Source organism: Acetobacterium sp. (assembly GCF_030652775.1).
In the GTDB taxonomy this organism is placed as follows: domain Bacteria; phylum Bacillota; class Clostridia; order Eubacteriales; family Eubacteriaceae; genus Acetobacterium.
The window spans coordinates 17188-37578 of sequence record NZ_JAUSPS010000086.1 but is presented as its reverse complement, the minus strand read 5'-3'; the positions used below and the strand labels follow the sequence as shown (position 1 = coordinate 37578).

Annotated in this window: 17 protein-coding genes and 1 riboswitch; of the genes, 9 read left to right on the top strand and 8 right to left on the bottom strand. The window is 46.5% G+C overall.

What is annotated here, in order from left to right:
• Nucleotides 1-198: 198 nt before the first annotated feature.
• From Q7J41_RS15615 to Q7J41_RS15605, 3 genes are all read right to left on the bottom strand, one after another.
• A complete protein-coding gene (locus Q7J41_RS15615; protein WP_304889364.1) occupies nucleotides 199-2352 on the bottom strand; it encodes a 3'-5' exonuclease in 2154 nt (717 codons plus the stop codon).
• A 269-nt stretch (nucleotides 2353-2621) separates the two neighbouring features.
• Entirely contained in the window at nucleotides 2622-3272 is a 651-nt protein-coding gene (locus Q7J41_RS15610; protein WP_304889376.1) for an EAL domain-containing protein, read from the bottom strand.
• Between the two features lie 23 nt (nucleotides 3273-3295).
• Nucleotides 3296-3838, bottom strand: a complete 543-nt coding sequence (locus tag Q7J41_RS15605) for a hypothetical protein (RefSeq protein WP_304889363.1) — start codon at nucleotides 3836-3838, stop codon at nucleotides 3296-3298.
• A gap of 150 nt (nucleotides 3839-3988) precedes the next feature.
• On the opposite strand from Q7J41_RS15605, the gene Q7J41_RS15600 reads away from it, so the two are divergent.
• The 7 genes from Q7J41_RS15600 (at nucleotide 3989) to Q7J41_RS15570 (ending at nucleotide 11364) form a co-directional block, all read left to right on the top strand.
• Entirely contained in the window at nucleotides 3989-4567 is a 579-nt protein-coding gene (locus tag Q7J41_RS15600; RefSeq protein ID WP_304889362.1) for a TetR/AcrR family transcriptional regulator, read from the top strand.
• A complete protein-coding gene (locus tag Q7J41_RS15595) occupies nucleotides 4564-5316 on the top strand; it encodes a CPBP family intramembrane glutamic endopeptidase (RefSeq protein WP_304889361.1) in 753 nt (250 codons plus the stop codon). The genes Q7J41_RS15600 and Q7J41_RS15595 overlap by 4 nt, the downstream gene beginning before the upstream one ends.
• Nucleotides 5317-5426: 110 nt before the next feature.
• A complete protein-coding gene (locus tag Q7J41_RS15590) occupies nucleotides 5427-6323 on the top strand; it encodes an AraC family transcriptional regulator (RefSeq protein ID WP_304889360.1) in 897 nt (298 codons plus the stop codon).
• 107 nt (nucleotides 6324-6430) lie between these two features.
• Nucleotides 6431-6865, top strand: a complete 435-nt coding sequence (locus tag Q7J41_RS15585) for a pyridoxamine 5'-phosphate oxidase family protein (RefSeq protein WP_304889359.1) — start codon at nucleotides 6431-6433, stop codon at nucleotides 6863-6865.
• 265 nt (nucleotides 6866-7130) lie between these two features.
• Nucleotides 7131-8189: a DUF3089 domain-containing protein gene (locus Q7J41_RS15580; RefSeq protein ID WP_304889358.1), complete on the top strand. Its 1059-nt coding sequence runs from the start codon at nucleotides 7131-7133 to the stop codon at nucleotides 8187-8189.
• 187 nt (nucleotides 8190-8376) lie between these two features.
• Nucleotides 8377-9066 (top strand): PolC-type DNA polymerase III, encoded by a 690-nt coding sequence (locus tag Q7J41_RS15575; RefSeq protein WP_304889357.1) that lies wholly within the window; start codon nucleotides 8377-8379, stop codon nucleotides 9064-9066.
• 282 nt (nucleotides 9067-9348) lie between these two features.
• Nucleotides 9349-11364, top strand: a complete 2016-nt coding sequence (locus Q7J41_RS15570; protein WP_304889356.1) for a sensor domain-containing diguanylate cyclase — start codon at nucleotides 9349-9351, stop codon at nucleotides 11362-11364.
• A gap of 110 nt (nucleotides 11365-11474) precedes the next feature.
• Here the strand turns inward: Q7J41_RS15570 and Q7J41_RS15565 are convergent, their stop codons facing one another.
• The 3 genes from Q7J41_RS15565 to Q7J41_RS15555 form a co-directional block, all read right to left on the bottom strand.
• On the bottom strand, nucleotides 11475-14237 hold the full coding sequence (locus tag Q7J41_RS15565; RefSeq protein ID WP_304889355.1) for a hypothetical protein: 2763 nt from the start codon (nucleotides 14235-14237) through the stop codon (nucleotides 11475-11477).
• Entirely contained in the window at nucleotides 14234-15394 is a 1161-nt protein-coding gene (locus Q7J41_RS15560) for a zinc ribbon domain-containing protein (protein WP_304889354.1), read from the bottom strand. Before Q7J41_RS15560 ends, Q7J41_RS15565 begins: the two co-directional genes overlap by 4 nt.
• Nucleotides 15395-15633: 239 nt before the next feature.
• Nucleotides 15634-16140 carry a hypothetical protein gene (locus tag Q7J41_RS15555; protein ID WP_304889353.1) on the bottom strand — a complete coding sequence of 169 codons (507 nt, stop codon included), beginning with the start codon at nucleotides 16138-16140 and terminating at the stop codon, nucleotides 15634-15636.
• A 289-nt stretch (nucleotides 16141-16429) separates the two neighbouring features.
• A riboswitch (cyclic di-GMP riboswitch) is annotated at nucleotides 16430-16513 on the top strand.
• A gap of 79 nt (nucleotides 16514-16592) precedes the next feature.
• On the opposite strand from Q7J41_RS15555, the gene Q7J41_RS15550 reads away from it, so the two are divergent.
• Nucleotides 16593-17801 (top strand): copper amine oxidase N-terminal domain-containing protein, encoded by a 1209-nt coding sequence (locus Q7J41_RS15550; RefSeq protein WP_304889352.1) that lies wholly within the window; start codon nucleotides 16593-16595, stop codon nucleotides 17799-17801.
• Between the two features lie 130 nt (nucleotides 17802-17931).
• Here the strand turns inward: Q7J41_RS15550 and Q7J41_RS15545 are convergent, their stop codons facing one another.
• On the bottom strand, nucleotides 17932-19269 hold the full coding sequence (locus Q7J41_RS15545) for a D-serine ammonia-lyase (protein ID WP_304889351.1): 1338 nt from the start codon (nucleotides 19267-19269) through the stop codon (nucleotides 17932-17934).
• A gap of 1 nt (nucleotide 19270) precedes the next feature.
• A complete protein-coding gene (locus Q7J41_RS17820) occupies nucleotides 19271-19393 on the bottom strand; it encodes a hypothetical protein (RefSeq protein ID WP_370651028.1) in 123 nt (40 codons plus the stop codon).
• A gap of 481 nt (nucleotides 19394-19874) precedes the next feature.
• Here Q7J41_RS17820 and Q7J41_RS15540 point away from each other — a divergent pair, with 481 nt between their 5' ends.
• Nucleotides 19875-20243 carry a hypothetical protein gene (locus Q7J41_RS15540; protein ID WP_304889350.1) on the top strand — a complete coding sequence of 123 codons (369 nt, stop codon included), beginning with the start codon at nucleotides 19875-19877 and terminating at the stop codon, nucleotides 20241-20243.
• Nucleotides 20244-20391: the final 148 nt, after the last annotated feature.

Below are 20391 nucleotides of genomic sequence, written 5' to 3'. Positions count from 1 at the left end.
ATAAAATCCCGTGTCTGTTTTAACTGAGGTATTCACAATCATGTAATTGGCCAATACACCCACCGTATCGCCATTTTATCATTTAATGGTGCAGAGGAAAAGATTTTATCGCCGTTTGGGCAAAAAAAAGCCGAAGTGATGACCATTAAGCCCTCCCTCCGACTTTACCGAAACCACGGCAGCCCTCGTTGCATCCCCTTAATCAGTTAGCAGGGGACTCGGATTACCTTCCCATAGCAGATACAACCGATGCAGGGCCCGGGTACAGGCAATGTAAAGCAGCCGTTTGTCAGCCTCACTGTGATAATTTGCGGCGCTTATATCACAGAGCAACACGGCATCAAACTCCAGACCTTTTGACAGGTACACCGGCATGATCGAAACGCCCTCAATCTCAGCCATCGTGTCATGCCGGATCAGATTAACGGTTATTTTTTGCTTTAACGCCTCATAAAGCACCATGGTATTTTTCTGGGTTTTTAAAATCAACCCGATCGATTGGTATCCGGCCTTTTCACATTGGCAAACCACTTCACAAACTTTTTCAACCAGACTTTCGGTATCAGCAGCACCCAGCAAAATCGGTTCTTCCCCACTGCGGTTAAAGCTCTCCACCGGGATGGCATCATTGATGAATTTTTTACTGAAACGCAAAATCTCACTGGTACAGCGGTAGCTCTTGTTCATCGTCACCAGGGCACTTTTCTTGCGATTCAGTCGCTTTGCGATCGCTTCATAAAAGCTGATATCTTCATTTTTTTGCAGGGTCTGATTGATATCCCCCAAAATCGTCAACTTGGATTTTAAGAACAGCCGATTCAATATTTCATAATGGAGGGGATAATAATCCTGACTTTCGTCGATGATCACCTGTTTGATGGAGGCATATTCTTTGGCACCAAACAACCGAAAGCTCAGATACGCCAACGCAACGGCATCATCGTAGTTCAGGTTTTTGTGGGCCAGATTTCGTTTAGTCACCGCCAGCATTTTATCAATGGTAGCCGGCAGCTTAATCCCTGCGGCCGCTTTAAAAAAGTAACCCTTCGTTTCAAAAAGCTGCTGATACAGATTCAGGGCATCGATTTCGGCAAAGCGCATCATTTCATTGCGGACCAAACTTTTAAGCGGGCGACGCCATTTTCCGTAGACGGTTTCATTGATCGCTTCTTCCAGATAGCCCAGCTTGGTTTTCATGGGCGTGTCAGGATTGGTGCACAGACGGCTGATTATTTCGGCCCGGGTAAAAATCGTCTCATCTTTAAAGCGGATATCCCGGATGTTCATAAAGTGCCGGGGAATGTCATCAATGAAACGATCGAGGATTTTGATGAAATCTGCTGATCCTTTAAATGCCATGCTGTCATTTTTTAGCTGGCTCTGAGGGCCATTTGACAAAATGCGTTCCAGGAAAATGTTTTTTGTCTCAAATTTACGGTTGATCAGATCTTTGAGAATATCATCAAAGATGACGGTTCTCACATTTTCTTCCCCCAGTTCGGGAATCACATTGGCAATGTACTGCTCAAAAAGTTTATGCGGCGAGACGATGATAATTTCCCGGCCTTGAAGGCGATCTGATAAACCCTGGTACATCAGATAGGCGGCCCGGTGCAGGGCAATTGACGTTTTGCCGCTGCCAGCCACCCCCTGAACAATCAACAGGTCGTTTTCCATATCCCGAATGACCAGATCCTGATCCCGCTGGATCGATTCCACAATGGTTTTCATTTTGGGGGAGGTATTGCTGGACAAAAGCTTCTTGAGAAAATCATCAAAGACCTGCAGATCGGCATCAAAAAAGAAATCCAGATGGCCATCTTTTATTTCAAACTGGCGTTTTAACAGCAGTTTGCCCTCAATCCGACCAACCGGTGCATCATACCAGGCATCCCCGGGGGCATAACGGTAGAAAACGCTGGCCACTGGTGAGCGCCAGTCATGGATGAGCATTTTATAGGCGTTTTCTTTTTTAAGCGAATGGTGGCCAATATAAATTGGTTCGGTATGCCCTCCCTCACTGAAGCAAAAATCAATCCGGGCAAAATAGGGCGTGTCAAGAATGCCCCGAAGCTTGGCGATCTTAGTTTCGGTAAATTCATAAAGGGCCGTTCGCTCGGTCACCGGAGCCATCGCCTGACTCAATTCAACCAGCGCTTCAAAGCCATCAGACCCCCAGAGACTGCCAATCCCATGGGAAGTATTTTCACGGATTTCTTTTTTTGCCTCTCGAATCATTTCCCGGTTTTTCTCATTCGCTTTCATCGCATCATCGAGTTGAAGGCTGGCTTCTTGCAAGGTCTCCTTCAATCGTTGCTCTTCAATACACCAGTCGTTGTTATTTTTATTCATTAAACCTACCCCTTTATCTAAACCGGCTATTCCTATGCAAAGCTTCGCTTGGTAGTTTACCATAACCTTGCCATTTCGAACAGTCTTTTAGTTTTTGGAATGACATATTATCTGGATTTATTTTTGCTGGAAACGCATTCCCTATCATCACACCAGCTTAATCCAAAATAGAAAAGCAGTCCTTTACCGCCATCGTTCATTATTTTATAAAGCGGTCTTGCAGCCTATTCAATCGTTACGTTTTAGTTTTCTCATCATCTGTTACAACTTTATAAATAGCTTTGATCTGTGGCTAAAAAATCTAAATATGCCTCTTCGCTAATCGGTTTGGAATAATAGTACCCCTGTAAATTGGTGACCCCGCAGTTGTTCAGGTAGGTCGCCATCTCTTTGGTCTCCACCCCTTCGGCGACAATTTTAACGTTTAGTTGTAGTAAGAGCTTGATGACATTTTCCAGAATGGCAGTGGCCTTACTGTTTTTGCCACTGTTCTCCTGGTCGAAACAGGGCCAGATCAGACTCTTGTCCAATTTTACCAGGTCGTACACCACTTCGGCCATCCGTGACAGGTTGGAATACCCGGTGCCAAAATAATCCATAGAAAAGCTGCATCCCATCTGTCTCAATTTAAGCATGTTCTCCTGGAGCATTTCACCAGATTCCACAAAGGCGGTTTCGGTTATTTCCAGGTTGATAAAACGCGGGGTTATGTCATACTTTTTTATAATATCCTGTAACTGACTGGGAAGATCCGGATGGACACACTGAATTCCAGAAAGATTCACTTCAATGTACTCGATGCCCCGATCCTTTAGTGCCTCTTTCTGGGCAAAAGCACAAACTTTATCAAAGACAATTTCCCCCAGTTCCATGATCATGCCTTTCTTTTCGGCAATGGGAATAAACTCTTCCGGGGAGATAAAACCAACCGTGGTGGTATCGGTTAAGCGAACCAGCGCTTCAGCTGAAAGAAACTTTTATTTTTGGCATGGTAAATCGGCTGGTACACCATTACAAACCCGTCATGCTCGATGGCGTCGATGAGGATGTTTTCAATCGTTGAATAGCGGAGCTTGCGATTGATGACATCCTGATTTAATTGATGAATCATTGTGTCAGCAGTGGCATTGTTATTTAAGGCCATATAATTCATCATCTCATAGACTTCATCGCAGGTTTCATGGTCTTTGTAATTATCAGTGAAAATAACATCAATATGGGCTTTAATGGCAATGGTGTATTTTGAAAACTGGATCGGTTTTTTTATCTGCAAGGCAAACAGTTCCAATTGATCCTGGATGTCGACAAGGGCGGCTTCGGTTAAAAACGTCATCACATTGCTGCGGGAGTGATAAAGGCTGAAATCGCCAGGGTGTCTGATTTTTCGATTCATTTTTCGGTCGCAATCGGGACAGAACTGAAAGCTGTCCTTCATCATCATCCCGATTATTTCAAGGACATGATTGGTATTGTCATGCCCCACCATGGTTTAATTCTTTTCAAATCATCCACCTCTACACTTTCCAGGCGCTTTTTGCTATTGACAAATTCCTTTTCAGCCTGTAGAATATAAAATATCGCTTGATATGTATCACACGTTACGTATTATGCAATACTTTTGAAAGGAACGCATACAATGCCGCCTAAAATAAAAATTAAAGAGGACGCCATCCTGGATGTGGCGCTGGAAATTACCAGAAAATCTGGTATCAAAGGCTTAAATGCCAGAGAGATCGCCAAGATACTCGACTGTTCGATTCAGCCGATCTTTCGGACCTTTCAGAATATGGATAACTTAAAAACAGCACTATATCAAAAAGTTGAGGATTATTATAATACCTATATGCTGGCGGGCATGAATCACCGCATTCCCTTCTTAGGGATGGGCCTGGCTTACATTCGTTTTGCCAGCGAAGAGAAAAATCTCTTTAAACTGTTGTTTATGTCCGAATCCATTGCTGTTGACAACCCCATGGATATGATTTCCGGGGACGATAATCAGGAAGTGATCGAGCTCATTGCCGGAATGACGGGTTTAAATCAAGAACATTCAAAAAAACTCTTTGTCGACATTTGGCTTTTAACCCATGGGATTGCCTCATTGGTGGCAACCAATCACTGCCAATTCAGTCATCAGGAAATCGAAGCAATCCTGATGGATGCGTTTAAAGGCTATTTAGATTTATTTACCAAGAAAGAAGAGGAACAATCATGAGATTATTTTTTTCAAGCCGACACCCTTTGCGCAGCGCCATTTTTTTGGGACTACTACCGATTTTTTTTGCCACTGCCGCTGGCGTCATCAGTGTTGTTTCAGGGCTTAGTGAGACTCAGATGCTGATTACTCAAACGCTATCCTTTGGGATCTCAATTCTGCTGGGGTTGCTACTGGTAGCTCATTCAAAACTTGGGTTTGAGGCCTTTGGTTTTAGGAAACCAGACCCTAACAGCAGTCATGTTGTTCTTTATTTTCTACCGCTTTTAGTTGCTGAGCTGCTACCGTTTCTGAATGGTTTTGATCTCAGTCTTTCGCTTTCACAAGTCGGACTTTTATTTATCTTTGCCGCCGTGGTCGGAATCAACGAGGAATTGTTTTTCCGCGGCCTAATGTTTAAAATTCTCCAGACAAAAGGCGTGAAATATGCGATCATTGCCTCTTCGCTGTTGTTTGGCATCGGCCATGCCTTTACCGCCCTCAGCGGCAGCGACCCCCTTTATGTAATAATTCTGATTATTTTTGCCGGGCTGTTTGGTCTGATTTGTGCTGAAATTGTGGTGCTTACCAAAAGCATTATTCCGGTAATTGTATGGCATGGTCTCCACGATTTTATTGCCAATATCACATTGGAGGCGGGAACTACTTTAAATATGACGCTACTGATGGTTCAGACGCTCATCCTGTGTCTATATGGCGTGTTCTTATGGCGCAAACTGCAGTTTGAAAAAGTGGAGTCCGTCGCTTAATGCCTGGATTTCCGGATAGAACATCCAGCCTTCTCAAAAGACCATAGTCTTTTAAATTTTAGGTGTTTTAAATGCCTGCAAAATGATAACAAAGAATAAAGGTGACCACGATGAAAAAATCCCTTTCTAAAAATGAGCTCGCAAAGATTCAAGAACTGGTCGGCACGGTTTCTGAAGCAGATTTGCAATATGTTGATGCCTTTGTATCCGATCAGCTGGGAATTTTCATCCCCAGCGTAGGCTTTTGTCAATACGCCATCCGAGCCGGACATACCCACCCCTCCTACTCATTTGTCGTCTTTTTTTCAGAGGAACAGAATTTCCTGAAAACTGCTATCCACCTGCCAGAAGGGCATTATCTGGGCGCCTGTTTATCACCAGATCTTCCCCATGAGGAAGAAGAAACCGATACCTTCACCCGTTATGCGGCGCTTTTCATCGATCGGGATTTTTATGAACGACTGCGCCAGAACTACTGCGCTACGGAACCGACCCAACCCTATTTCTGGCAGCAATTTCCGGTGGCACCGGATACCATGACCGACATCAAACGGTTCATCGATGAATGTGACCATTCTCAAAGAGGTACCCAACCCTACCTCAATGTACTGGCGGAACTGATCACCCATGGCCTGCTGCGGGGGGTATATCCCGGGGGTGAACTGGGTCAGCCGATGGCAACAAGGCTTGATGTGGCAGCGGTCATCGACTATATGGAAGATCATTTTAGTGACAAGCTGACCGTCGCAACCCTGGCTCGGAAGATGGGGCTCTCCCCATCCCAGTTCACCCGACGTTTCAAACATGAAACCGGTTCTTCGCCTATCGACTTTTTTCTGGAACTCCGCATCAAGAAGGCGCAGAAGCTTTTGCGCAGTGGATCAAAAACCATGACTCAAATCGCCCAGGATTGCGGTTTTGGCAGTACTGCCCATTTTTCTGCCACTTTCAAAAAGCATACCAAGCTCAGCCCCACCGACTACCAGCAGCTCTATCAAAAATCATAACAGCAGGATCTTGCAAAGCTATGCATGTATTTTGAAAGTAATCATCTTAATTTATCGATATAGTATTCATAAGAAATTAAGACCAAAATTATGATGAGGTGATTAAAATGAACAAACAGGAAATGTTAGAATTGATGCGTTCGAATCCGGCGTTTTATCTGGCTACCACGGACGGTGATCAGCCCCGAGTCCGGGGGATGCTACTCTTCAGAGCCGATGAAAATGGGCTTGTCTTTCATTCTGGCACGATGAAAGACGTCTATGCGCAGATAAGTAAAAACCCCAAGGTAGAATGCTGTTTCAATGATTTTAAGACCGGACGGCAGTTGCAGGTTCGGGGACAACTGGAAATTGTTAATGACAATGCTCTCAAAGACGAAATTGCCAGCCATCCCAGCCGGACTTTTTTAAAACCCTGGAAGGAAAGCGGCGAGCTGTCAGATTTTTATCAGACCTTTGCAGTCTTCAGAATGACTGATGGAATCGGCGTGACCTGGACAATGGATACCAATTTCGCACCAAAAGTGGATATTGCCTTATAATAAGGTTAATAAAAAAGCAACTAGAACTGTCCAACGCAAAGCCGGGTGTTAAACCCGGTTTTTTTACGTTTGCTTTTTTCATCCATCTCATTTTTGGTTAGTCTGAAATCGAAACGTCTTAACATTGTTTACACAAATTCCAGTAATTTTCATAATCAGAAGTATTTTCCCTTAGTTTTATGATTAAGCCTCTATACTTTTTACGCATTTTCCTCTATACTGAAAACGTTAAATACTATTACAATTTAAAACAAAGGAGAACAACATGAAAAGAAAAATAATCCTATCGATTTCCCTGGCAGTAATCATCTGTGGTCTAGCGGTTGCCGGATGCACCACCGCTAAAAAAGATGGTGCCCAGACTGAAACCTCGGATGCCATCGTACCCACTGATTACAGTCAAAGTGCACATTGGCTGAATGTTCCAGCTGAAATAACCAAAGATGTAGATATGTTCTACCTGTACCCCTCCGCCTGGGCCAAGGTGAATGCCGATGATCCGATTATCTGCGAAATTGACAATCCGGTCATGCTTCAGCAGTCCAAACTAGCCTTTGACCGGCAGGCCACCGCCTTTGAAACCTCAGCCAATATCTTTGCTCCCTACTACCGTCAGGATGACGCCGGCTCCACCCTGTCCATGGACGTAGAGGAACAGCAGGACATTGTTAAAGGTGTGCCGCTGACTGATGCTACCGCCGCCTTTGAATACTATATCGAGCATTACAACAATGGCCGACCCTTTATTCTGGCCAGTCATTCCCAGGGTTCCAACGTAATGATCTATATCCTTCAGGATTATATGAAAGAACACCCGGATGTTTACAAACGGATGGTAGCCGCCTATGTGCTTGGTTATTCCATCACTGATGATTACCTGGCCGCTAACCCTAACCTCAAATTTGCCAGCGGCTCTGGCGACACCGGGGTTATTATTTCCTACAACACCCAGGCTCCCACCATTGAAGGAACTGATGGCGTGGTACTACCAACCGCCCGTGTGATCAACCCAATCAGCTGGACTACCGAAGAAACGGTTGCGCCGGCCTCTGATAATCTCGGTTCCCTGCAATTAAATTCCGATGGGTCCGTGGTCAAAAATGCCGATGGCACCCCTGTTAAGGTCATGGACTTTGCTGATGCCCAGGTGGATAACACCAAAAATGTCCTGATCTGCAGCACGGTTAGTGTCGATCAATATGCACCCGGCGGCGGCATCTTTGGCCGGGGCGTTTTCCACACCTTTGATTTTCCGTTCTACTATTTCAATATCCGTGCGAACGCCGAAGAACGGTCGGCCAACTACCTGAAAGAACATAAATAAGCAATTGCTAAAGTAACGTTAATAAAAAAACTCAATTCTGGGTCGGCAGAATTGAGTTTTTTTTTATTTTTTATCATTTACCTGATTTGTTATGAATAATCACCATTGAATTGGTTATAAATATAACGCAGTAGCAATTAAGAACGACCCTCTACAGAAAGAGAGTAACTTGTTAGGAGAACAGTCAATGAATAAATATGGAACACTTAGAGAAAAAAAGGGTAGCAGCCTGATTGAATTTCCGGATAATTACGTGATCATTGATATCGAAACCACCGGATTCAGTCCCAGGAATTGCGAAATTATTGAAATCGGCGCTGTCAAGGTTCGTGACAATAAAATCACCTCTGTTTTTCAGATGCTGATCAAACCAAATAACCCCATCAGTTCCTATATCAGCAATCTGACCGGTATCACTAATCACATGCTTAGCGATGCCAAACCCGTTGCAACGGTGCTGGATGCTTTTGTATCCTTTACCGGTGACAATATCTTAATTGGCCATAAGGTTAATTCAGATGTAAATTTTTTATATGACCACTGCAAAACCAATATCGGACATGATTTGACCAATGATTTTATCGATATCCGGGAGCTATTCAGAGAACGTCAGCGCTCAGTGCTCAATAATCAGCTGACTTCCCTGTGTGAAAAATGTGCCATCCAGAACACCAATGCCCACCGAGCCCTTTCCGACTGTCTGGTCAGCAATAATCTCTACCAATCGCTGAAGTATCATGACGGTTCAATTGCCTGTGTGGAAGAATTGGATACCCTGATCCTGGCCACGGAGTTTAATCTCAAACACTCCCCCTATAAAAAGAAATGTCAAAATCTGTCCGCCCCCATTGACCAATTTGCCCGGATTTCCTTATAATTCCAACCAGCTATTTTATAATTTTCCCATCAATAGAGGCTGCGGCTGCTTTGGCGCCGCCGGCCTTTTTAAAGCTGGCACCTATATGTGCAGCATTCTTCCAATAGAATTCATCTTCCATTACTGTTCTAATTATTCATTTTCGTTCATAATCACACCAAAAATGGGTATCTATGTTATAATTCTTTTATTATAATTCTAACCAGTCATTCTATCCGGTGCCAGTCGACCCGCACAACTGGCTCTTTTTAAATATGCTCGCATCAGGAAAGGAAGGTAATCATGAAATTTAGCAATCTTTCCATTAAATACTCGGTGATGATATTGCTTATTTGCATCATCACGCCTATTTATTTTCTTTTTGCGGTGATTAATTACAACAGCATCCGAAATGGCATCTTGAACAATACGCAGTTGGCCGTCAACCAGTCCCGGATCAACATCGTCGACACCATCATCAATACCGAAAAGAGCTATGAACTGGTGTCCACCTATTACGATGACATGATGGCCGAGAGTCTTCAACAGTTTTATGCTGAATACGAAGCCCGGGGCGGTGATGTCTCCGCCATCGATCTGGAGGCCATCAAGCAGACCTTCGAGGACAAGCTTGATCTTTATATCATCGATGAAAACGGGGTCATTATCCGCACTACCTTCCCCTCCGCCATGGGCATCGATTTTAAAACCGTACCGGATTTTTACCAGACCCTCACTGCACTGCGGCTGGGTCATGACCCGGAGATCTCCCATGTCACGACTGACCTAAAAACCGGCGAACTCCGCAAATGGGGCTATATCCCCACCGCAAACCATCGCTATGTGCTGGAGGTAGGCATCTCCGCGGGTGCTCTTTCCCAGTATGTTACGCAGCTTAACTACATCGACATGGAGAAAACCGTCAAGGACAACAATCCCTTAATCGCCGATATTATGATTTATGACAAAAACCGCATCATTCTGGGCAACGGCGAGGCGGAAACTGACCCCGCCAGAATCGCCATCATCAACATGGTTATTGCCAGCGGTACCGACCACTCAATCTTTGGTGACAATGGGCTGCTTAATCAGGAATATATTTATGCGAACACCTTTCCTGGCGGCATGAACGACTCCCAGAAAGTCATAGCCATTACCTATAATTACGACGCTATCATCCGCCAGATCAACGGTACCCGGATCTCGGCGATGCTGGTCTTTCTGGTCTACACGGTGTTCAGCCTGCTGCTGATTTATTTTCTGGTGACCCGAACCCTCACCGAACCGCTGATCCGCCTGACTAACCGGATCAAAACGGTTACCGGTGACAATCTCGATTTTGAGATGCCGGTCACCGGCACCAACGAGATGGGCCAGCTGGCGCAGTCCTTCAACGATCTGTCCCAGAAACTGAAGTCCACCCTAGTGACCAAAAAATATCTGGAAAACGTCATCGATTCGGTGGGCGATATTCTGATCATTATGGATCATGATCTGAAGATCCGCCGGATCAACCAGTATACCCGACTTTTTCTGGGGAAACCCTGCGACACTATTATTGGCCAACCGATTGCGATCCTCTTTGACATCAGTTATTCTCACAGCGAGATCCAGGAAAAGTTGACGACTACCCCCCATCTGCAAAATCTGGAAGGAACAATAGTCAAAGGTGGCGGCCAAAAAACCAGCGTGATCGCCTCGATCTCGGCCTTTCGGGACGAGGATGAATCCGTCATCGGTTATATTTTAAACGCCAAAGACATTAGCAAAACAAAAAAGATCCTCAAAAAACTGGAAGAATCCAATCTCAACCTGAAAAAGCAGGAGTCGATCCTGTTGGAACAGTCCCATACTGATGCCCTCACTGGCGCCTGCAACCGGGGCTGTATCTTTGGCATTCTGGAGGATATCCACGCCAACACCCCCTTGCTATATGCCACCTTCACGGTGATTATGATTGACCTAGATCATTTTAAGTCTGTCAACGATCGCTTCGGCCATCAGGCCGGGGATGAGGTGCTGGTCGAAACCGTGCAGATCATGATGGAAAACCTGCGCAAGACAGATTTTCTGGGGCGCTATGGTGGTGAAGAATTTCTGATTGTGATGCCGGACTCTACCCTCGACGAGGGCTACCGGCTGGCCGAACGAATCCGTACCAAAATCAAAGATACCCACTTCTATCACGATTCTGTTGATTTGACGATCAGCGGCGGTATCGCCCAATGGGATGGTACCAGCATCAGTGAATTGATCGAAACCGCCGATCGGCTCCTCTACCAGGCCAAAAAATCCGGCCGTAACACGATTCTGCGCTAAGAAAAATAATTCTGGAATTCAAAAAGCTGAATATTGCCGTTTTTTATGGTTATAAATTGACTGCAGCGTAAAACCTCGATTTTTAGCTTAATCCATAACTCAAGTTGTCGTCAGCTCAGGCCAGCCCTGAGTTTTTCCAAAAAGGCCAGCAGTACATTTACTGCCTCGCCCACCAGATCGTCGGCTTTGCCAGCTGCCTTGTCCAGGGCATCCAGCCCTTTTTTGGCGCCCTTGGAAACCACATCGTCCACGATTTTCTGGTCGGCATCGGTAACCGAGATCCTTTCCACCCAGCGGCCCTTGCCCTGTTCGGTCAGATAATCTCCCAGCAAGGTACCGGCACCTTTGCCGACAAAATCCAGCAGCCCCCGTTTGATCGCTTCCGAGAGGCCAATGGCATTACCGCCGTCATCCTTGTCAAACTGCATATGAAAGCCAATCCGGTAAAGGGTGTAAAGGGCCAGCCATAAGGCCAGCTTGCCGGGTTCAGTGGCCTTGGGAACCGGAATCAGACCATCGGCCGATCCGGCGCTCTGTTCAAACCGCTTGCCGGCATAATCCCAGAGCAGCTCACAGAAACTCTTATTCGACCCTTCGATGTACAGCGTGCAGACCTCAATAAAGCTGCTCTTGATATGGTCGGCGACAAACCCTGCAATCGGGCCGCCGATGGGTCCCATCGCCAACGCAAAGGCGATATCGCCGATGTAGACCATCAGCTCTGCCGTGGCAATGGCCTCGTCATACCAGGCCTCATCCTGGAGATAGGAGGCCTTTTCCTGCATCACGCAGGTTTGCGCATAACTCCAGATTTGACGACGGAAGATCCGAAAATCGGCAATCCCCAGGGTCGATCGGGCCCGTTCCAGTTCGGCCAGCTTGCGCTCTTTAAACGGCGACGGAATATAGATTTCGATCACCTTTTTACAGACCTGATATTCCTTTTCGAAATTAGCCTCATATTGGGCTTTGAACAGTTCGATGTCCGGGATCATCTCGATCTTGACTGAATTTTCAACCGTTTTGTCCGCTAACACAGCGGACAGCTCCATCGTTCCTGGAATCGGGTTTTCGGCCGGCAGATTGGTCGCGGCTTTGGCAATGTAGCGGACGGCGTCGTTACGGACAAAGTCCTCATCCCGCCGGATATCGATACCGATCCGTTCAAAGACACCCGCTTCGTCAGTCAGCAAAACATCAAGCTGTTGTGGTGCCACAAAGACTAGGGTTTTCTCGTCCTCGCTCCATTGTCCCAATTTAACATCAAACAGGGTTTCTACCATTGCGTCATCTTCCAGACTAACCCGATAAGCCCTAATTTCATGGGGTTTTCCGAGGAAGTCCGGCAAAATCCCTTCGTAGCACATCACCACGTAAAAAACGGTCCGGGCATATTCCTTGTCGTTTTCGGCAATGATCTCACAGGCAAAAGAATCAAAGAAGACTTCAACCGGTTTTTCAACATCACAGTCGGTGGCGACGATCACCCTTTTGGCTGCTTCGTTGACGTTCTGGGTGGTTCCCAGATCCACGGTAAAGGGTGGATCGTCCTGCATCACAGTGACGCTTACCGTCGGTTCTTTCATAAAATCGACCAGTTCATAACCCAACTCAAAGGTCCGGCCGGAGGTGCCCAGCACAAAGAGCTTCTCACCATCGAGGGCTACCAGCGGTTCCCCGACCAGCTGAAAGCGCATGTGGTTCAAAAAAACGCCCCCCTTGCCGACAAACTTGAAGCCAATCACCCCTTCCCGGGGGTTTGCCCGGCCGCCGCCGGCAGACTCTGCTGCCACTGCGACACCCATATAGTCCCCGGCCAGGGTGGGGTTGCCCACCATCAGCCCGGCGGTTTCCGAAGCGATCTGAATGCGCTCGGTCAGATCCGGCCGGGCAACCTCGGTGCCGTCGGCCTTGATCTCGGCCATCCGGGCATAGACAAAGGCCGCCGGCTGATCATAACGAATCTTGTTACCGAAGTCCTTGTAGACAATCATCTGATAGGTGGAACCGGGTTCCTCATCTGCAGAACCATCCGGACCAGCGGAGTTATTTGCATTACCACTGGTAGTGGCCGCCCCGGCCGCCCCGGCCAGCGCCGCCCCCAGCCCGACCAGACCGATCACAATGGCAGTTGACACGGTGAAGGGTGTTTCTCCGGCGCCTTCACTGGCATCGGTGGTAATGCTCTGGAACCCGCCCGTCCCGTCGAATACATAGACATAAGCCACGCTGAGACGATTGGACTGGACGACAAACTGGAGCCGATCCCCCGGGATCGCCCGCATATTATCCGCATCAATCGACAGTTCTTTTGAAAGACTGGTGATGGCGCCACCCGATGCGTCTGCCATTGTCATGTCCCAATTGCCGGCATCATCTGTAAAGTAGCCATTTTGTGCATAGGTACCGATAAGATGGTAGGCAATTGACAAATACGGCACCTCATGACCGGGTGGCGCCGACATAATGTTATCTGACACGTATTGCTGTCCATCTGATATGCCGGTGACGCTGCCGGTGACAGTCAGCTTGATCTCGCGGATTTTTTCGGAGCTGAATTCAGCCGCTGGTTCCTCCCAGCCAATCTCACTGCTGTAATTAAAACTGGTGATATTATTGCCGTCTGAGTTAGCCCCCCCCTGATACATCGTCACCTTTCGGTCAGCATATCGGACGTAACTATCGGATCCTGAGTCTTGATACTGTTGATTGAGATCATTGGTACGGTCCTGCACGACGACATCCGAGAGCACCCACTTTCCTTCCTGAACACCCGCCTGTACCGGGGAAAAACTGGAGGTAAAAAGCAGCAACGTAAAAATCATCAGCATTTTTTTAAACAATTTTGTTTGATGTAAGCGTCCTTTTCTCATGACCGCTGGCCCTCCTTTTGCTGGGATTCAAGAATCAGCAACACCAGCCCAATCAGGGCCAGCAGGCCGCCCAGGGCGTAATCGAGCCAGGTAATCGGCAGGGGTGAAAGCAGCACCCCCAGCGCTGTACCGGCGGCCATGCCGGCGATTAACCGGTTGGCCGCCGGAAGCAGTCCTTCACTAAGACGATTGCCCAGCGTCTGCTTGACCAGAGCGGTGGCCAGGTTCGTAACAAAGCCACTTTGACTGCCGATAATCCGCAGCAACGACAGGGTCATGACAATCCCCAGCATGCTGTTTTGCAGCGAATTGGTGCCGGTCAGAAAACGATTGGCGATCAGACCCATGCCCCACCCCAACAGCAGCAGCGACACCCCAGCCAGGTCTTTGGGCCGCAGCGCATCAATCCATCGCCGGATTCCTGTTCTGCCGCTGCTGATCGGATTTTTACCGGAGAATAGCGGCAGCAACAGCGCCGTCACCATCCCGGCAAACACCCCTTTGCCCAGCATCCCACCGATCATCCCGGCGACTCCGCCGGTGAGGCCGCCCCGAGCGAAGGTCAGCCAGCCCCAAAATCCACCGAAGGGAATAGACACCCCCAAACTGGGGAGCAATAGCTGCAGCAACCAGAACATGGCCAGCACCAATGCCGGCACCAGCTTTATCGGATGGGTGATTGTCTCTTTGAGGCCGCTGCCCAAACCTTTGATGCCACCCTTCAAGGTCTGGGTCATCCCGGGCACTGCGGCAAGGATCCGGGCATTGCCAAAGAGATCCATTCCAGACTGAAGCACCATCTCCCCAGACCAGTCGGTCGCCATCGCAGCGGAAGGAATGATCTGAGTGGCATTACCAGCCGGGAGGGTCGCCATAATGCCGAAAATGGCATCTTTTTTCTGGTTAAAAGCCGGGTTGATACCTGCTCTTTCAGTCGTGTCTATTTTCCGGGATGATACCGGGTTTCCGCAGGCGGTGCAAAATTTCAGGTTATCCCGTAGTGGATTACCGCAAAACGAGCAAACGTTTTCATCTTGAGCAATCGGACTTTGCGACTGCTCAAGATCCTCAGCTGCAATGATTTTAGCCCCGCAATGCACGCAGAACTTGCACTCACCATCCAGCGCTTTCCCGCAATTTCTACAATATCGTGTCATCTTTTTCTCCTTTTATATAACTGTATCCGATCAGCCTCAGGTCAGGTTCCACAACTTTCACTGTCTCTCATTATGCCTGTCGATTATCCTTATTAAGCCTATTGTAACATAAAATGCCAGTTCGAAAAAGGATTGGTGCCCCATAAACAAAGCAAAAAAAAGAGAAAGGTCAGTGCCCTTTCTCTTTTTTCGGTTTGGTTTTTATTCAGTTTTTAAAGGTACCGGAAAATTCGGACTGATTATTTAGCTTTACGCTGAAAGGCAACCAGATGGCTTTCGGATGCTTTTCTTAGTGATTCAAAGACGGTGCGGACGGAGTCTGGCAATTCTTGAGTCAGAAAACGGTTGTACATGTCAATGTTCATAATCTCAGCCTGGACACCAATAGCATAACTTTCTTTCAGGGATGCTGGCAGTATAACCCGGCTGGCTGCGTCATTCACCGGTGTCTCAAAGCTGTTGGCTTCAAAAAGCGGTGTCAGTGCGGCAATGTGTTTGGTTTCTGCGTTGACAATGTTGGAGTACGGTCGAACCTGTCCATAGGTAGCAATGATTTTAGCATATTCTGCTTCGGCAGCGTATTCATCCTGAATCGCATAGGTCAGCATTTCCTCCAGGGTCAGGTTGTCATCGGCCAGCGCTCCAGCCGAACCGAAATCATTTTCTTCCGCCATCACAACGCCCACGGAACCGACCAAGGTGAAAGCCAGCAGAAGGACGGTTAGTAATTTTGATAAACGTTTCATTTTACACATCTCCTTATGATTTTTGGCGTCTGCGAAACGGTTAATCGCTTCGTTGCGTCTTTTTTATTTCTGAGCTCATAATAATACGGATCTGTGTCAGTCTGGTGTCAAGCACCTGCTATTAAGGCGGGACTCCCCTGTTTTCAGTTTTCTTTAAGTATACCTGACCTGAATTAGCCGCAAGCCAACTGTATTGAAAAAAAACAGATTCGTCATTGGCGAATATTCAAAAACTTGAATTTTCCCTTGCAATCGGTGGCTATCTGTTTTACAATGTAAACAATAACATCTCCGATAATAGCAAACCTGATGAAAGTCAGGGACGCAAAGCCACGGGTCTAAGGCATTTTGCTACGACAGCCGGGTTGCCGAAGAGGGCGCAGTTTATGATACTGTATGCCTTTTTAGGCATACAGTTTTTTTATGGAGATCAGCAAGAAAGGAGTCTTTTTATGAAAAAAAGATTAATTCTCGTTTTGGTCCTGGCGCTGGCGCTTTGCGCACCAGCAACTGCTTTGGCGGCGCCAAAGAATTCAGACAAATCAAGCGGTAACGCATCCCCTAAAAAGGAAGTTGTTGTCGCCCCTGCTCCGGTTTCTGAACCGGTGGTGGTTCCGGTTGAAACCGGCATTACTGACAGCACAGACACAACGGTTACTGATCCAATCACCGAACCCGTTGAAGATGGGGTCACCGAAGAAGTAACCTCCCCAGAAGTAAGCAAACCCGGAAAAAAACCGATCAAACCGCAACAGGTCTTCAAGCAGGAACTGAACGAACAGAAAAAAGAACTGACCCAACAGAAGAGCGTTTTAGCTGAAGAAAAAGACGCCCTGGAAGCCGAAATAGCAGCCCTTCTGGCGGCTGGCGACACTTCCGGTGCAGAAGCGCTGCAAGCCGAGCTAGACAGTCTCAAAACCGAGCTGGCCGGACTTCAGTCACAGATCAAACAGATCATTAACCAACGCTATATGGTGGTGAAAACCATGTATACCGATGAAGAACTAGCTCAGTTTGAAAGTGTTTCGGCTCTGATTGAAAAGATGATGGAAGATGCCAAAGCCCTAGATGCCGGCAGTATTACCATCAACAATCAGCTGATTAAATTTGACGCTCCGGTTTACATCAAAGGCGGCGACATTATGGTTCCAGTTAAGGCCATCACTGAAAAACTGGAAGCCGAAGTAGTCTTTAATGAAGAAACCAAAACGCTGACCATCACCAAAGACACTGCCGTGATCGAAATCACCGCTGCTGGCGTGACCGCAACTATCGATGGCACCCCGGTGGACATCACCGATCGTGTCCAGGTAACCTGCGGCCGCACCTTCATTCCCCTGGATCTACTGGCTGAAATCCTGGATCTGGATGTAACCTATGACAGCGACAATGAAATCATCGATGTCGATGTCCCGGTTGACGAAACCAGCGACCCGGCCACCGAAACTCCGGTTGATGACAGCACCACTGATCCGGTCACCGAAACGCCAGTAGATGACGGCACGACCGATCCGGTCACTGAAACTCCGGTTGATGATGGCACGACTGATCCAGTCACCGAAACTCCAGTTGATGATGGCGCGACCGATCCTGCTGCTGAAACCCCGGTTGTTGAACTGACTCCGGACCCCGTTGTACCGGAACTAGAACCCGTTATTTAATTAATTTAATCATGTTATCTGAATAAAGATATCTGGCAAAAGCAATTTTGCTGATATAGATTTTCTTCTTCTTTGACCAACCTGAACTACTTAGTTCAGGTTGGTCTTTTATAAATGTATCGCACAGTCTTTACAGAAAGGTCTTGATGTACTCGTTTCGAGTAACTTCAGGAACCAGACTGCCACCCGTTGCCCAAACAACATGGTTGGCAAACGCCATCTTATCCGCCAATCCCTGGACACTGAGATAGTGTCGGGTCGCCTCATAGTGACCGAGGTTGATCACACCTGTGAATGCAGCACAGGCACTGGGCTCCAGAAAGATTGCTTCAGTTTCTAGCATGTCACGCATGTAGTGGTAGAGGTTCTTATCTAAAACGGTGAAAATGCCGCTAAGCAAAGTTTCCATAACACCTCCGACAAATCCGGATGGCCGGTTCACTGCCAGTCCATCAGCATGCGTCAGTCCAGTGAGGCCAATATCCACCACCGAAATGTCATTGTGCAGCCTGGTAGACATCCCCACCAGCATGCAAGGCGCTTGGGTTGGTTCGGCAAAAAACAGATGTACATGTTCTCCAAAGACTTGTTTTAAACCAAAACCAACGCCCCCTGGGGCACCGCCTACCCCACAAGGAATGTAGACAAACAGGGGATGCTCTGCATTTACGGTTACATTTTGTTCGATAAGCTGTGCTTGCAACCGTTTGGCGGCTACTGCATAGCCAAGAAAGAGATTTCGAGAATTTTCATCATCAACAAAATAGCTTTTGGGGTTCTGCTCAGATAATTGACGCCCGGCCTCAACGGCCTTGCCATAGTCCGAATCGTATTCCATTACAGTCACACCTCGATCGCATAACAGGTCTTTTTTCCACTGTTTGGCGTCGGCCGACATATGGACAATGGCTTCATATCCGAGTGCAGCAGCAATAATGCCAATACTCATCCCCAGATTTCCGGTGGAACCCACCTGAATGGTATACTGACTGAAAAATTGGCGGTTCTGTTCTGAAAGCAGCTTGTCATAGTTGTCACCTATAGTCAGCCTGCCATTGGCAATCGCCAGGTCTTCAGTATACTTAAGAACCTCGTAAATGCCTCCGCGCGCCTTTACCGACCCGGCAATCGCCAGGTGACTGTCCATTTTCAACAGCAATTCACCCGCTAGTTTTGCCTGATACTTTTCATTAATCCGTTTTTTCATGGCCGGGATGCGTCGCAACTCCGATTCAATTAACCCGTTACGACTGACTGTTTCCGGAAAGGCTTTTAAAATCAATGGGGCAAAACGCAATAACCGGGATTCAGCTTCATCAATATCGGCCATCGTTAATTCCGCTTCAACGGGCGGATCCTTTACTTGCTGATACTGCGGATTAATCCAAACCAGTTCTTCTTCTTTTTTCACCCGCTCGATGATGGGTGTCTGCGCCACTGCCGCTTCAATATTATGTTTATTGGTCATTTCAACCTCGCTTATTTATTAAATTCTGCACATATGCAGCAGGGGTTTCACCTGTAAATTCCTTAAAATACTTATAAAAATTGTTTAGATTTTGATAACCAGTGTGGATCAAAATCTCATTTATACTGAATAATATTTAATATTGACCGAGATTTTCTGGGGCTCACTCGGCAAAAATTCATGGATAAAAGCGTTTCCCACAATTGGCTGCAGAAAATTGAAGAGCACTGTCCAGGCCAAGGCAGTTTCATCGACCCATAATATGACTATTATAATTTACACAGTACTAGAAAAAAACTGCCTTGTCAAATAATTAAGGCAGCTTTCTGAGGCGATCATCTCAATATTTTTTCCTGACGCTTTAACTGCTCCTGACCAATCAGAAAAATTTATTTCAGATTTACCATTATTTTTTTCTTATATCTTCATGAATCATGTTTAAATCCTTTTTTGCGGGGTAATAATTAAACGATGATAAAAATCGGTTTAAGAAGTAACCTATAATCATATTCATAAATATTAACTGATCCGATTCAGTAGCTAACCGATTAAAACGAACGCATCATTCGTTTTAATCAAAATAAAATTATTAAGGAGGTAGAAACATGGAAAATAAAGATAAGGGCATTTATGGTGATGCCGAAGATTTTGGTAAAAAAGATAAAGCTCTTCAGGGTGGTGAAAACACTATTTATGGGGAAGCTGAAGATTTAGGTAGCAAGAATACCGAAGATCAGCACAATTTTATGGCTGATTCAGGCGATCAAAACCCAAAAGTTGATGAGCAAATAAAATACTCCCCGGTATCATCCGATCAAACCGACGGCGTTTATACACAAGCTGCCAAATTAGGTGAAAAAGAAAAAGCATTTGAAGAAACTGATGAATCCATTTATAGCGAGGCGGAAGATCTGTCAAAAGATAATGTTACGGATATGCATAGTTTTATGGCCGATTCAGATGGTAAAAAATAACGACTGATTATTTTTAGTGTTATTACTCATCCAGTTTAGGCGAAATATCGAAAATAATTCGCCGCAATCATCAATCCATTTGATATGAGATCATCGTTGTTACAACTGTGAGACTCAAATCAAATGGATTTTTTTAATATGGTAGTTT